Annotated in this window: 9 protein-coding genes; 5 read left to right on the top strand and 4 right to left on the bottom strand. The window is 59.3% G+C overall.

Translation table 11 applies throughout. The annotated features are described in order from the left end of the window. Positions 1 to 25: 25 nt before the first annotated feature. On the top strand, positions 26 to 550 hold the full coding sequence (locus GIV35_RS16400; protein ID WP_236264569.1) for a hypothetical protein: 525 nt from the start codon (positions 26 to 28) through the stop codon (positions 548 to 550). A 174-nt stretch (positions 551 to 724) separates the two neighbouring features. Here GIV35_RS16400 and GIV35_RS16395 read toward each other — a convergent pair whose 3' ends face one another. After that, positions 725 to 4,126: a hypothetical protein gene (locus GIV35_RS16395; protein WP_236264568.1), complete on the bottom strand. Its 3,402-nt coding sequence runs from the start codon at positions 4,124 to 4,126 to the stop codon at positions 725 to 727. 303 nt (positions 4,127 to 4,429) lie between these two features. Next, positions 4,430 to 5,443 (bottom strand): AraC family transcriptional regulator, encoded by a 1,014-nt coding sequence (locus tag GIV35_RS16390; protein WP_054895923.1) that lies wholly within the window; start codon positions 5,441 to 5,443, stop codon positions 4,430 to 4,432. 168 nt (positions 5,444 to 5,611) lie between these two features. On the opposite strand from GIV35_RS16390, the gene efeU reads away from it, so the two are divergent. The 4 genes from efeU to efeO (GIV35_RS16370) are packed head-to-tail and all read left to right on the top strand — an operon-like array spanning position 5,612 to position 9,830. Beyond that, positions 5,612 to 6,457 carry an iron uptake transporter permease EfeU gene (gene efeU, locus GIV35_RS16385; RefSeq protein WP_197880406.1) on the top strand — a complete coding sequence of 282 codons (846 nt, stop codon included), beginning with the start codon at positions 5,612 to 5,614 and terminating at the stop codon, positions 6,455 to 6,457. Positions 6,458 to 6,467: 10 nt separating this feature from the next. Further along, positions 6,468 to 7,670 (top strand): iron uptake system protein EfeO, encoded by a 1,203-nt coding sequence (gene efeO, locus GIV35_RS16380; RefSeq protein WP_236264567.1) that lies wholly within the window; start codon positions 6,468 to 6,470, stop codon positions 7,668 to 7,670. Positions 7,671 to 7,684: 14 nt separating this feature from the next. After that, entirely contained in the window at positions 7,685 to 8,989 is a 1,305-nt protein-coding gene (efeB, locus tag GIV35_RS16375; RefSeq protein ID WP_034127406.1) for an iron uptake transporter deferrochelatase/peroxidase subunit, read from the top strand. A gap of 25 nt (positions 8,990 to 9,014) precedes the next feature. Further along, on the top strand, positions 9,015 to 9,830 hold the full coding sequence (gene efeO, locus GIV35_RS16370) for an iron uptake system protein EfeO (RefSeq protein ID WP_105226764.1): 816 nt from the start codon (positions 9,015 to 9,017) through the stop codon (positions 9,828 to 9,830). A 58-nt stretch (positions 9,831 to 9,888) separates the two neighbouring features. Here efeO (GIV35_RS16370) and GIV35_RS16365 read toward each other — a convergent pair whose 3' ends face one another. Further along, positions 9,889 to 13,320 carry a hypothetical protein gene (locus GIV35_RS16365; RefSeq protein ID WP_236304351.1) on the bottom strand — a complete coding sequence of 1,144 codons (3,432 nt, stop codon included), beginning with the start codon at positions 13,318 to 13,320 and terminating at the stop codon, positions 9,889 to 9,891. A 120-nt stretch (positions 13,321 to 13,440) separates the two neighbouring features. Next, positions 13,441 to 14,784, bottom strand: a complete 1,344-nt coding sequence (gene pssA / locus GIV35_RS16360; RefSeq protein WP_198715460.1) for a CDP-diacylglycerol--serine O-phosphatidyltransferase — start codon at positions 14,782 to 14,784, stop codon at positions 13,441 to 13,443. Positions 14,785 to 14,797: the final 13 nt, after the last annotated feature.

Raw genomic sequence — 14,797 nt, 5'->3', positions numbered from 1 at the left:
CCTTTCATCCTATAAGGAGACGAGCATGGATATGAGATTGGTAATCCCCAATACACTTTCCAAACAGACAGATGCTTTTGTTATCAAAAATCCAGAAAAAACGACGAACACATTTACTTTTACTGAAGAGTCCAAAGCCGTTGATGAGCTGCGAATGTGGCAGCAAAGGGAGCTTTCCGATCTGAAGCAGTTTTTAAAGGGCTATGACATGACATCTATTAGTACTGACGAGCTAAAGGTGGTCGGAAGGCGGTTGTACGAAAGCAATATCATTGATGCAAGCGCTTTCGGCATATTCACATTTGGAGATGGTGCATTTGATGCCAACGGAAAACAAACAAACACACAGGTAAAATTCAACGCAATCGCTCTATTCAACGAGAAGCTGGATGACTACCTTGACTTTGTTAAAAGCAACCCTAGCGTGGGCCGTTCGCAAGGCATTCCTGAATACATAAAAGGGATGGTGGATGCTAATCGCGCAATTAATGCGTTGGCGTACTTCTCGAACTCCTCGAAAAATGATCTGTCGGTCGAAGAGCGTGCCTGATCCCGACTCAGAAACCCAAATCGAAGTGTGCCAGAACCTCTGGCACACCTTATTTATCTATGGGTCAGCGACTCAAGCGAAGGGCGCTGTCAGTTATTTCCTAATCCCGCCTGTAACGCCACTTTCACGCAAGTCAGGTGCCGTCCTGGCCGCCCATTCTAAAAAGAACCTTTTTTAAAATACCAAGTGCTCTTGCACATAGGCCTTGAACGCCTGGTCACGTGCCGGCTGATGCGTGGGCGGGCGCTCGGGAAGCACGGTACCGGGAGGCTGCTGCATTAATCGATAAACTCCGATCAGCTTCTTGGAGCCCTGGTCCATCGCGTAGATCAACCCTGGCGCGGGGGCGATCGCAGCGCGTTCGCTGGCGATTCTTATGGGTACCTGATCGGTGATCGGTAATTCCCCAAAAGCCGCCTGCGCGGCTTCAATTATCGCGCGGTTCTGCTTGAACAAGTTGGGGTCCGTCTTGAGCTGAGAAAGTAGGGCAACACTGGTCATCGTGGATTCCCCGTTGAGACTGCCGGCGCGGGAGCCAAACATGTTGATGCCTGTCTTGCTCACCAGATCTGGTGCATCTTGACCTGGCAGGACCAACACTGCAGGGTCGGTATGCCCGTTGGCCAGGTTGAGCAAGCCTGCCGCATTTTCTTCATCTGTTCTCAACCGCGTGAGGTAGGCGAGATCAAGCGTACCTCGGCTCACAGGGCCTGGCAGGTGGTCAAGTTCATGAATCAACGCGTTGCTCATAGCGCCTTCGTGGGAGCCGAAATGCTGGTAATAGCGCTTGGCACCATCGATGTTGACCTCCATGAATTTCCCCGTCTTATCGACCTTGAAATCTTCCGGGATGACCTGCGCCACCCATCGTTGGTCCCGGGAGCGCATGAACCTTATATTTCTGGTAGTCAGCGCTTGAGCGTTGGTCTTGAGCCGTGAAAGGCGAGATGTCATCAGTTTTCGCGCCTGAACAGGTGTCATGCCCTGGAAGCTCTTGAGCACAAAGTCCACGTCTTCAGTCAGCGCAGGGTCTGCTAGCGCTTTAAGTGCATCGTCCACCTTGGACACCATCAGCGGCTGCGAACGCTCGATGAGCTCCTTGACCTCTGCGCGTGTGGCTATCGGCCCTGGCTTGACCTTGCCTTCGTTCGGTTGCGTCGCCACCGGGTGCTCTTCCTGCGGCTTTTCTGTGCTTTTTAGCGAGTCGCGGCGCATTTGCCGAACGCGCCCGACCCGCTGTTCTTCGAGTTGCGCTTTCCAAGCGGCGCGCACCACGCTCTGGGACTTCTCTCCAAGCCGAAACAGGCGGCTTCCTACCCACTTGGCGACTTTGAGCAGAGGTTCAGAGAGGCCGGCGAATGGATTGAGCAAACCGTTGGTGACTGTCCCCACCGCCCGGGTAGCCGCCGCCAGCCTGGAAAAGCCGGTTTGCGCCTTATCGAACGCTGCAGCCCCCTCCGCTGCACCTCCTGCGACGACAGTAATGGCTACCGCAACGTCGGTGGCGCACCCTGTCAACGCTCTCAGGTCTTTTTTAACGTGCCCGGAGACAATGTCGTCGTAGCAAGCCTTGAAGGGAATCAATGTATTTACAAGTGTTTTACTGACCCGTTTGACCCGATCATCGAAACGCTCCGAGGCCGTTTGCCCCATTGCGGTAGTGAGGAGTTGTTCGGGATCCAGCACCAGATTGCGTTTGGCTACGTAGTCAGCAATCGCATTGGCCCGCTCCGAAAAAAAACCAAGCGGTGCCAGCGTTTGTGAAGATGTCGCCGCCGGCAGTGTTTCGCGCAATGCCCTGATCTGTACCTCGGATGCCCCCGCCCGTGGACCGTCCACGTGGGACTTCATACGGGTCACCCACAACCGCGCGACGATTGCCTCGCCTTTGTCCAACATCGCCTTGAAGTCGTGCCGTTCGACATAGGTCCCGCTCATGGGAAAAAACTCATAACACTTGGCATCTTTGCCCTGCCCGACGCCGATCAGGAAGCCATAGCGCCCCCTCACCGCCTGGAGTTGCTCATCGGCATCTGTTATGGAAGTACCTGCGCCATTAATGGACTCGGCCTCGACTCGATAAAAGGTCAGTTCCTGAGTGGCCAGTGCCTGCCGGTCCGCGTAGGGCATTTTGCTGAGAATGTCTTTCAGGCCCGTGGAGACGGCCTTTTGAAAACGCTCGGTATCACCCTTGACAGCCTCGGCAAGGGACTGTCCGGAATGTTTCAACCTCGTGAAGTGCACCCGCAGGGAAGCCAGCCTGGGGTCATATTCATCTTTGAACAACGTGGCGCCAGTCATATCCACAAGCCTGGTCGAGGCAAATTCACCGTACTTGAGATTGCCGCTCATGTGCAGGTCAACCAGGCTTTCCTTAAAGCCGAGACTGCGCTGCAACCAGGGTAACCCGGGCACCATATTAGACAGCAACTGGGGAAACCGGTACGCCACGGTATGCATCGGCTCGTTCAGATCGTGCCCCGGAAGCACGCGTTCGAGGTCAGCCTGCGCTCGCGCTCGCCGGTCTTTTATCGGGGTGCTCAGTGTTACAAGCGCCTGATGAGAGCTCTCGATATAGTCGTTGTATTTTGTCGCCGCGACTTGCAGGTCTTGGGCGGTGTACTGATCGTCCGCTCGCCGAGCAATGACCCCGTGCATCGTTGCCCAATCAAGCAGCGGTTCTGTTTCGATGGCATGAAACAACACCACTTGCTCCGGCGTCAGGGCCTGGAGGATGGCGCGCTCCAGCACCTGATCATAGGTGAGGGTGCGGCTGGAGCCCTCTGCTGACTCCTCCAGCAACGCGACAGTTTTCCTGAGTACCACCCAGGCAGGAGAGCCGATGCGCAACGTATCCGGCGTGTCTGGCAGCACAAACTCTGGAGCGACACTGGCCAGCATGATATGCACAGTGGCATCCACCGCCTCGGGCCGCACGCGCCCATTGCGCACCAGATGCGCCTTCAAGTCGCCCTTGACTTCTGCCAGGGTACGCCCGGCGTTAGCCGGTGAGTACAGGTCATAACCTGCGATATGGTTTCTACGCTGCCCCAGCTCGGGGTCGATGCTCAACATCAGGGCAGTCAGCAGCAGTTGGTTGCGCTGGTCGTTTGAAAACCCGGCAGGATCACGCCCAATCGCAGCCAGCAATGTGTTCTGCCGATAGCGATTGAGCGGTGCATGGCTACTCAGATGCCGAGTGATCTGATCATCCATGTTTTGCGTGGTCACGTTCATGCTGGTGAGGATGCCGTCGCCGACATAGGTTCTTAACGCCTCGACCAAGCGTTGGCGTTCGTCAAGGCTCAGGCTTGGGTGGCCTGGCTCGGGTGCCTGCGCAGATGCCCAGGTGTAGTTGCCCAAGGCAGGGCTCGATGGTAGCCCAAGACGCTGCCAATTGATCAGGTTACGCACCTGCGCGGCCGTTCGCGGCAGGTTTTCACCACTCAGCCCTGGAAAACGTTGTTGCAGAAACGCCAGCGCGGTGGTGTCTTTGTCGACGGCGCCAGGACGGGGTGCCAGGTTAAACCGCAGGTTCGCCAGGTCGACGAAGGCATAGTCAGCCTTATCGAGCACACTGCGCTCCAACACGGTCAACCAGGCTTGCCGGTCAATCGCGTCCGCCTCGGCTTGAGTGAGTCTGTGTTGCGCGGGATCCGACCCGGCAACCCACGATGACGAGACCTCAGGGGGGGTAACAAAAGGTGGGGGACCGAAACGCGCTGAAGAGAGAAGAGGTATTGCTGCAGGAACTTTTGATAACACGTCCATGACCCAGCGTTCAATAAGGGTTTCCAGACTGAGAGAAGGTCTGCGCTGGCTCCATAGGAAAAAGACGAGGCGCAAGCCAGACCTTTCGCTACGCTAATTGCCGCCGATTCAACTCGCGTCGCGCAGAATCAGGCTGCGCAAGTGCCCCGGATTGGACCCGGACCACTTGCGGAACGCCTTGTAGAACGAACTGGTATCGGCAAACCCCAACCGCGACGCAATCTCGGCAAAACTGATCTGCGGTTCAGCCAGCCACACAATCGCCAGCTCCTTGCGTACACCGTCTTTGAGGCCCTGATAAGTCTGCCCCTCCTCTGCCAGGCGGCGGCGCAGTGTGGAAGCGGAAATGCACAAGCTGGCCGCAAGGCCCTCGGTTTCAGGCCAGGTATGGGGCGGCATCTGGCGCAGGTCGTGCTTGATGCGGGTGGCGAGGCTTTCGGGATCGCGGTATTTGACCAGGATGTTGGCCGGCGCACGGGCAAGGAAGCGCTTGAGTTCTTCCGGACTGCGCTTGATCGGCAGGTCGAGACAATCGGCTGAAAAAATCATGCGTGTGCGTGGTCGGTCAAAGCGCAGGTTGTCAGAAAACATCACCCGGTAATCGTCACAGAAGTCCGGCTGCGCGCAACGCAGTTCAATGGCGAGGATCGGGATGCGCCGCCCCGCCAGCCAGCAGGCGACGCCGTGGACGATCATCCAATAAGTGAAATAGGTAAAAGCGCGTTTTGGCTCATCAGGTTCGAGCAGGACAATCTCCGCCAGACTCTGTTGGCGAACCAGTTGGGCCGGCAGATGCTCCAGCATCAACGAGAGAAACCCCAAGCCGGTTTCCAGGCCGGCCGCCAGGCTGGGTTGCGCCATGGAGGCGCGACACAGGAACGCCAGGCTACCGGACTTGAGTGTGCGTGGGTCCATGCCAAAAAACTCGTCGTCCCTGCGCCGCGCCAGCAAGCGCCACAGGCGTGCATAGGCCGTGGCCGCCACGCGAGCGTCGGGCTGCTCAAGCAACGCCGGGTCAATCCCGACTTTGCTCAATGCCTCAACGGTGGCCGCTCCCGGCGCGCAACTATGCAACAGCGCTTCGCGCACAAGGTGGATGGAGATAGTGTCTTTTTCCGACATGGGGCGTTGAACTGTCCGGCTGCAGTCTGGGTGGTCTGCATCATAAAGGCGGTTGCGCTTCGCCACCACCGTTCAGCCCACGTTCAGCAAAGGTCAATATTTCTTGTTTAGCAATGAGTATCATTATGTTACAACTTAGCTCCCTAACTAGTTGTGCCCGGGTGCCCGATGCTCGTTCCTTTTTTAATCATGCTGCGCGAAGGCATTGAAGCGGCATTAATCGTTGGCATTATCGCCAGTTACCTGCAACAGACCGGGCGTGGCCAATGGATGCCTGCGGTGTGGATCGGCGTATTCCTGGCGGCAGCACTGGCGCTGTTGGTGGGCGGCGGCCTGGAGTTGGTCAGTGCGGAATTCCCGCAAAAGCAGCAGGAATTGTTTGAAGGTGTCGTCGGGCTGGTGGCCGTGGGCATCCTCAGTTCCATGGTGTTCTGGATGCGCAAAGTGGCGCGCTCGATTAAACACTCGCTGCATGAATCCCTCGACCATGCGTTGGCCGGCTCCAGGCACCAGGTGTTCGCCCTGATCGCCATGGTGTTTTTCGCCGTGGCCCGCGAAGGGCTGGAGACGGTGTTCTTCCTGTTGGCCGTGTTCCAGCAAAGCGAAGGTCCGGGCGCTCCGGTGGGCGCCCTGCTTGGCCTGGCCCTGGCCATTGTCGTGGGTTTGCTGATTTATTCCGGCAGCATGCGCCTGAACCTCAGTGCGTTTTTCCGCTGGACCGGCCTGTTCATCCTGGTGGTCGCGGCCGGCATTCTCGCCAATTCGGTGCAAGCCCTGCATGAAGCCGGCGTGTGGAATCACTGGCAGACCGTGCTATTCGACTTCAGCGCTGCGTTGCCCATGGACAGCCCGCTCGGTTCGGTACTGGCCGGTATGTTCGGTTACCAGGAGGCGCCGACCGTGAGCACCCTGGGCGCCTATCTGATTTACCTGGTGGTGGCCCTGGTGATGTTCTTCCTGCCCTCGGCCTCCTCCCAGCCCGTTGCCAACACTTCTTCCGTTTCCAGCCAGTAAGGACCGTCTCTTGTCCAACCCAACCCCTCAATCGGCCCCGCCGTCCCGCGCCCTGCGCTGGGGCGTGGCCGGCTCGGTGGTGGTGATGATCGCCGCCGCAGGCCTGTTCTACTACGCCTCGCAATTGGCCGCCGGCAAGCGCCAGACCAACCACAATGAAATCGCGGTGACCATCCACGGCCACGCCTGCGAACCCAACGCCCTGACGGTACCAGCCGGGCATGCCAGCTTTCGCATCATCAACCGCTCCGACCGCGCGGTGGAGTGGGAAATCCTCGACGGCGTGCTGGTGGTCGAAGAGCGGGAAAACATCGCCCCAGGCCTGAGCCAAGTGATCAACGCCAACCTGCTGCCCGGCGACTACGCCATTACCTGTGGCCTGCTGAGCAACCCGCGCGGCACCTTGCATGTCACGCCCACGGCAGAGTCTGACGCCCAGGCCAAGGCCAAGCCGTCCATGGTGGCCTTTATCGGCCCGTTGTCGGAGTTTCGCGTGTACCTGAGCAGCCAAGGCGGTGCGCTGGTCAAGGCCGTAACGGTCCTGCAACAGGCCATCGCCGCCGGCGACCTGGGCCAGGCCCAGGCGCTGTATGTACCGGCGCGCGAGGCGTATCAGCGCCTGGCGCCGGCGTCTCAGCGTCTGGCCGAATTGGATAACGCGATCAATGCCCGCGCCGATTATTTTGAAAAGCGCGAGCAGGACCCCGCCTTCAGCGGCTTCCACCGCCTCGAATACAGCCTGTTCCAGCAACACAGCCTTGATGGCCTCGCGCCGGTCGCCCAACGCCTGGTTACCGACGTCACCACGCTCAAGCAGCAATTACTGGCCCAGTCCCTGCCCCCGGAGCAACTGGTGAGCATCGTGGTCCGCAACCTCAACAGCCTGGCGGACGTGCGGGCGGCGAGCGGTGAAGAGGAACGCTACAGCCACATCGACTTGAACGGCTTTGCCGCCAATCAGCAGGTCGCGCGCAAGGTGGTCGACCTGATGCGTCCGTTGCTGGTCAAGTCCGCCGCCGACCTGTTGCCCGCTATCGACAGCGCGCTCAACGCCTTCGACAGCGAACTCGACGGGCTCAAGGTGAATGACCGCTACCCCAGCTACGACAAGGTTACAGCCGATCAGCGCAAGCAGATCGGCGACAAGGCCAAGGCACTGGCCGTTGCACTCGATGGAATCGACCCCGCCCTTGGCCTTTCCGGCCTGCAGTGAAGACGACCGCATACATGAGTGATACAGAACAGTTTGACCTCCAACGTCGCCGCGTCCTGTTGGGCATGGCGGCCACCGGCGCTGCGATTGCCGGCAGCAGCCTGACCTGCCCGGCGATGGCGGCAGCGGCTGAGCAAGTCACCACCGCACCGCGCAGTGACAAGACCCAGGACCACCAGGCGTTTTTCGGCAAGCACCAAAGCGGCATCGTCACCCCGCGCCCGGCCTGCGGCATGGTCGTGGCGTTCGATGTACTGGCCAGCGACCGCCAAGACCTGGAACGTCTGTTCCGCACCCTCAACGAGCGCATCGCATTCCTGATGACCGGCGGCACCGTGCCCCAGGTCGACCCGAAATTGCCGCCCACCGATTCCGGCATCCTTGGCCCTGTGGTCACACCGGATAACCTGACCATTACAGTATCGGTCGGTGAGTCGTTGTTCGACGAACGCTTCGGCCTTGCCGCCGCCAAGCCCAAGCGCCTGAGTCGCATGGTCGGCTTTCCCAACGATGCACTGGAACCGGCGCAGTGTCACGGCGACCTGAGCCTGCAGTTCAGCTCCAACACCCCAGACACCAACATCCACGCGCTGCGCGACATCGTCAAAAACCTGCCCGACCTGCTGCTGGTGCGCTGGAAGCAAGAAGGCAGCGTGCCGCCCCAGGCACCGGCCAAGCCCGGCGAACCGGCACAGAGTGCGCGCAACTTCCTGGGCTTTCGCGATGGCTCGGCCAACCCCAACTCCAACGATGACAAGGCCATGGACCAGATCGTCTGGGTACAGCCCACCAGCGACGAGCCGGCCTGGGCCGCCCATGGCAGTTACCAGGCCGTGCGCATCATCCGTAACTTTGTCGAGCGCTGGGATCGCACCCCGCTGCAAGAACAGGAAAGCATCATCGGCCGTATCAAACCCACGGGCGCGCCCATGGACGGCCAGCACGAAACCCAGGTCCCGGACTACCGCAAGGACCCGCAAGGCAAGTTGACCAAGCTTGATGCTCACATCCGCCTGGCCAACCCGCGTACCCCGCAGACCCAGGCCAACCTGATCCTGCGGCGGCCGTTCAACTACTCCAACGGTGTCAACAAAAACGGTCAACTGGACATGGGCTTGTTGTTCATCTGCTACCAGGCTGACCTGGAGAAAGGCTTTATCAGCGTGCAAACCCGGCTCAACGGCGAACCGCTGGAGGAGTACCTCAAGCCAGTGGGTGGCGGGTATTTCTTTACCTTGCCGGGTGTCACCGGGCCCAAGGATTTCATCGGACGCACGCTGCTCGCCGCAACGCACCCTCACCCCCCTGCCAAGACCTAAAACACCCCACAGCGGAATGTCTCCCATGAAGAAGTCGTCTATCGCGTTGTTGTTACTCAGCCTCTCGCCACTGGCAAGCTTCGCCGCTACTGCGCCGTTGGACCTGGTGGGCCCGGTGTCGGATTACAAAATCTACGTCACCGAAGAAATCGCGGAGCTGGTCACCCAGACCCAGGCGTTTACTGACGCCATCAATAAAGGCGACCTGGCCACCGCCAAGAAGCTCTACGCGCCGACTCGCGTGCACTATGAGTCCATCGAGCCGATCGCCGAGCTGTTCAGCGACCTCGACGCGTCCATCGACTCACGCGTCGACGATCACGAGAAAGGCGTGAAGGCCGAAGACTTCACCGGTTTCCACCGCATCGAGTACAGCCTGTTCTCCGAGAACACCACCCAGGGCCTCGCCGCCCTGGCCGATAAACTCAACAAGGACGTGCTGGACCTGAAAACCCGGGTTGACGGCCTGACCTTCCCGCCGGAAAAAGTCGTCGGCGGCGCCGCAGCGCTGCTTGAGGAAGTCGCCGCCACCAAGATTTCCGGTGAGGAAGACCGTTACAGCCATACCGACCTGTACGACTTCCAAGGCAACATCGACGGTGCAAAGAAAATCGTCGACCTGTTCCGTGGCCAGATCGACCACCAAGACAAGGCATTTTTGGCCAAGGTCGATAAAAACTTCGCCGCCGTGGACAAGATCCTGGCCAAATACAAGACCTCGGATGGCGGCTTCGAGACCTACGACAAAGTCAAGGAAAACGACCGTAGGGCTTTAGTGGGCCCGGTCAATACACTGGCGGAAGATTTGTCCACTCTGCGTGGGAAGTTGGGACTCAACTGATCGAAAGCGCCCCCCGTACGTGACACGGCGAGGGCGCTGCCTGAAGTATTTCAGGTCGTCATGCGGGCAGTGCTTTAAACCCGTCCAGCGGCGTGCCGGTCGGTAACCCGGTCTTCGGATGGGTCGCGTACCAACGTCCATCGGTCTGTACCGCGTACACCGGTATCGAATGGTTGTGTCCGTTATGAATAGCAGGCTGAACCGCCTGCTCCTGGACATTGTGCGGCGCCTGCAACTGGTTTGATACACCCAGGCAAGTGCGCAGTTTTTCTTCCACCACGCCAAGCTTTAAAAGCACTGAGGGGTTCGATGCCCTGCCTAACGCTTTAGGCAGCGCGACGAGCCCTTTCCCTCCAGCGGCCATCAAATCTGCCGCGCCATCCAGTGGGTTCAAGAAGCCACTGACCACCTCAACCCCCTTTTCCAGTACGCGAAACGCCTTGACGCCGAAGGGAGCCACAGCTTTTGTGGACTTGACGAGCGGTTTCAAGGTTCCAAATGCCCCACCTGCGAATGCCCCGGCGGTGTCGATGATCAGCCCGCGCATCCCTTCAACGATGTTGCCTTTGGTCAGGTCAATAACGGCCCCGACAAACGGGATCATGCTCAACAAAATACTGTCGTTGCGGCGCAACATTTCGCGCTTTTGTTCCAGCGGCAACATGCCGTGCGCGACCTTCAGCACGCTGGCACGATGATGGATAAAATTGCCCTGCATGATCCGATCGACAATTGACCGGGTGCGGGGCGACGAAAAACTGTTAGGCACCTGGTTGGATGCCTCGCCCTGCACAGGGACCGGCGTAGCGTGCAGGGTCTCGCCCAGCTTATCAATAATGACACCTGGCGAGGTCACACCGGGCCTGGGCAAGGCATTGGAGCTGTAAGCGGCAAAATCAAATGGTTCCACCGCGCCCAGCCGCACGGGAAGCTCTGACACCGCCCAAGGCCCATACGTCTTCGGCACCGTTTGAAAGGTCCCCCCGAGGGCCAAATCACGCGGCAGGTCTTCGCGCTTGACGATCAACAGCTTGTCCGGGAACACCTCGAAGTAGCTGATTACCCCGTTGTAATTACAGCGTATCAGCGTGCCCTTTCGCCCTCTGCGCTCCTCGACCTGCTCCGGTGTTACATCTATCTCAGGCACGCTATCGGTTGCCTCGCGCAAGGCAAACAGGTCCACGTCCCCCCACTCCAAGGCTTGGCGATCAGCCAACGACAGTTGGGCGATCATGCGTCTTGTGGCGATGCTCAAACCCTGCTTGAGTTTGTCCAGGTAGGCATCGACTTCACCGGGCAACTGGGCCTGCACATCCGGTAAACGGGCGATCCTGGCGTTCAACGCTTGCACGTTGGCATCAACGGCTGCCTGGTCGGATGCGCTCAGCCGCGGTATGACAAATGGAGAGGTGCGCCGGGCTGGTTGTGGCGGCTGCTCCCCGGGCGCCAGCAGCATCCACCGGTCCCTTGTAAGGTCGCCGGTCATGTACGTCTCGATCAGCGTACGCGTTCTCGGCTCGGACAGCTTCATGTTGCGGCGTTCATCCGGGTCTGCGATGTATACCCGCATGGCTTTCAACTGTTCCGCGCTCAGGCCTGGAAATACTGTCTGCAAGTTCCTGATCGCCGAGTCTTCTCGTATAGGCAGCGGCAGGTTGAACTGCTCCAACGCATAAACGAGTTGCTCGCACTCCTCATTGAAAGCCGTGATGGCCTGCAGATGGTGCTGCTGTGTGTAGCGGCCATCCACTGGCTTTTCATAAAGCCCGCGCATCAAGCCCCAATCGAGTAACACGTCGATCCCATAATTATCCAATACCGCCGCTTCGCCCGGCGTACTGGTGCTCAGCCGGCTGAGCCCCATAATTTCGGTGTAGCTCATGCGCCGCGAGCAACCAGGCCCACCTTGACGCTCGGCAAACGTGACCCCCAGGCGAAAGTCGGCCCATTCCACCGAGCCTATCCGCATCGTGGAAGGGATATCCCGGACCAGAAACTCGGGCGCGCTACTGGCCAACAACAGATGCGCGGCCAGCGGTACCGTCTTTGGATCGAGCAAGGTGTTCTGAGCCAGTTGGGTCTCGATTTCAGCGCGTACCGACGCCATCGTCCGTCCACTGTTGGCGGGCTGATAGATGTCATAACCGGCAACGTTTCCAGGGCGCCGAGGCATCTCGGGGTCGATCTGCAGCAGAGCCGCCGTGAGTTCCCACTGCTTGGCTTCGAGGGTCGATAAGTCATAAGTACCGGACGTGCCCTGAAAATACAGACTGCGAGCAGCGGCCTTGCCCCAGCTCAGGGCTGACGGTTGGTCAAGGATCCGCTCCAGTATCTTGTCGGCGTTGGCACGCACCTCCTGCGGGGTGTGCTCATCGAGTACGCCTTGAAAATCCAAGGCGCGCAATAGACTCGGTTCGCTGCGGCTGATGGCATCGTCGCGCATGAACTGAGCTACCAAACGTTTGTCATTTTCAGACAACATGCCCGGTGCCCATGGTCGTGCAAGCAATTGCGCGTAATTACCCAGCGCGGGGGCAGGCGCCACCGCAGCTTGCAACCAGCGAATGACATTGCGCACTTCCTTCGCGGTCTTGGGTACGAGGAAGCCGTGAGAAATCAGTACATCACGCACGGCTGCCTTGTCGGCACCGTCTGTGGCAAGCACCGACGTGGCGCCGATCGGCGTCTGCGCATCGGCCAGCGACACCTCTTCGTCGTCGGGTCGATTGCGAACCAGATCAGCCAGGCAACCTGCCAGGTATTGACGCTCATCCAACCGGTCGATGGTTTTTCTTGCCGCAAGGCTGCTGCCCTGCAGCCGGCCTTTTGTCTCGGCTGACCAACCGGACCATTCCTCCGCCAACAGATGTCCGCGCACCAACGCCAACTCATCGGCATTCTTTGGCGGGGTGATGTCATGCCACTGCAAGACAGCATTGCGAGAAAACCGGTCGGACTGTTCCGGCACATAAGCCACTCCATTACCCGCCCTATCCAGCGCCGTGGCAGCGGCGCGCAATCGGGCCCCGACCTGCCACCAGCCAGAATCGTCGTTCAGAGTGAACGTCTTTCGCGCTCCCACGCGACCGCTTAAGACCAGCCCTGTGATCGAATCCGGTTTTACCACCACCGTATCCAGGGCCATGCCTTTGCTCATAATCCACGCCTTGACTTCATCAGTATTGAACGCACTGCGCAAAGCGGCAAAGCCTGCGTAGAAAGTGCTGTCGGTGGGAATCTGGACGAGGGAATCCCACGCGTGGCGCGTGGCTGATGTCGCCAGCTCGTTACGCAGGCGCTGATCACCCTCGCTCGACGCCAAGGGCACAGGTTGCAGCGTCCATCGGCGGGGACTATCTACAGCAGGATTTGAGGCTGCTTCGCGCTTGCTGCGAACAACGGGATCGGGGAAGGCGTTTGCCGCCGGGCTCACAGAATGTAGCGGCGGCGTAAACGCAAGGGTGTCGCGACTAGGGCTGATACTCGACATGTCTGTTTTCCTCTGAACCAATCAAGGGCAGAGTTCTCGTCCTAAGAACCGTCGAGAAGTAACGTAGCAACCAACGCAAGCTATGCGAGTAGGTAAACTCCTAAGGCGGTGAAAACAGTCCTACAGAATACGGTACAGCAACCGCTCGATGCGCACTCGACTGACCCGGCGCAGGAACTTGCCCACCGCGGGTGGATAATCCACCAGCGTTTGCAACTGTTGGTAGCCCTCGATACGGGTTACGTGCTGGAAGATCTGAGCCAACTCGGTACGCCGCGGCGCTAGCCACTGCCCTTGTGGATCATCGATCAGCAAGCCGTTTTCCAAATCGAGACGAAACGCCCGAGGGTTGAGGTTGTTGCCAGTGAGCAAGGTGTAGCGCTCATCCACCCACATGCCCTTTACATGGTAGGTGTTATCGCCGTCGCGCCATAAGTGCAGGTTCAACTGGCCGCTGTTGATCATCGGCTGATGCCGCTTGGCAAAGCGTCGCAGACTGATCTCGTACAGGTACGGCAACGCCGCAATCACCTTGAAAGGTTCGGTGGGTGGAATGTAGAAATCGTTGGCGGTCTTGTCGCCCACCACGATGTCGATCTTCACACCGCGTGCCAGAGCGCGGTTGATCTCACGGGTCACCGGCAATGGGAGGTTGAAATACGGCGTGCAAATAGTCAGTTGCTGCTGGGCGCTGGCGATCAATTCGAGGATTACCCGGCTCAACGGGTTGTTCTTGCCGACGCCCAGCAATGGGCTGACCGACAGATGGCCGTTGGGCAACTGCCCGGCCGTAGTGTCGTAGGCCGCATGCTTGAGACGGCTGCGCAGGTCGCCGATATCGTTGCGCAGGCTGCGAGTGGTGGGCGGGTTCGGCAGGTCCAGGCGATGCACGGCCTTGGACGCCACCAGGCCGTGTTCCACCAGGTGCTGCATCGAATCGGCCAAGGGTTGGCTATGGATCAGATGGTAACGGTCGAAGCGGTATTTATCGAACTTGTGCAGGTACACATTGTTCAGGCTGGCGCCGCTGTACAGCACGCTGTCATCGATCACGAAACCCTTGAGGTGCAACACGCCGAACAGCTCGCGGGTTTGCACCGGCACGCCGTACACCGGTACTTCGGTGGCGTGGCGCTGGGTCATCGCCTGGTACCAGGCGCTGTTGCCCGGTTGCTTGCCCGCGCCGATCAACCCGCGCTGGGCGCGCAGCCAATCAACCATCACCACGATGTCCAGTTCGGGCCGTGCGGCCTTGGCGGCATGTAGCGCGTCGTAGATTTCCTGCCCCGCCTCATCCTGCTGCAAGTACAAGGCAACGATGTAGATACGCCGCGTGGCCTGGGCGATTTTCTCCAACAAGCAGCGACGGTAGGCGTCGGTGCTGGGTAGCACTTCAATGGCCTCGTTGGACAACGGGAAACCGCGCAGCTTGGGCAACAGGGAGCGTTTGAAGAACGACGGCATAGGGCTCGCAATG

The sequence above is a fragment of the Pseudomonas sp. PA-1-6B genome (assembly GCF_021609545.1).
GTDB classification, from domain to species: Bacteria; Pseudomonadota; Gammaproteobacteria; order Pseudomonadales; family Pseudomonadaceae; genus Aquipseudomonas; species Aquipseudomonas fluorescens_BV.
Note: the sequence above shows the minus strand (reverse complement) of the source record. Positions and strands in the feature narration are given on the sequence as shown.

Excerpts from the sequence above, each read along its gene's own strand:
- GIV35_RS16400 (WP_236264569.1), top strand. The coding sequence starts at position 26 with ATGGATATGAGATTGGTAATCCCCAATACACTTTCCAAACAGACAGAT.
- GIV35_RS16390 (WP_054895923.1), bottom strand. The coding sequence starts at position 5,443 with ATGTCGGAAAAAGACACTATCTCCATCCACCTTGTGCGCGAAGCGCTG.
- efeU (WP_197880406.1), top strand. The coding sequence starts at position 5,612 with ATGCTCGTTCCTTTTTTAATCATGCTGCGCGAAGGCATTGAAGCGGCA.
- efeB (WP_034127406.1), top strand. The coding sequence starts at position 7,685 with ATGAGTGATACAGAACAGTTTGACCTCCAACGTCGCCGCGTCCTGTTG.
- efeO (WP_105226764.1), top strand. The coding sequence starts at position 9,015 with ATGAAGAAGTCGTCTATCGCGTTGTTGTTACTCAGCCTCTCGCCACTG.
- GIV35_RS16365 (WP_236304351.1), bottom strand. The coding sequence starts at position 13,320 with ATGTCGAGTATCAGCCCTAGTCGCGACACCCTTGCGTTTACGCCGCCG.
- pssA (WP_198715460.1), bottom strand. The coding sequence starts at position 14,784 with ATGCCGTCGTTCTTCAAACGCTCCCTGTTGCCCAAGCTGCGCGGTTTC.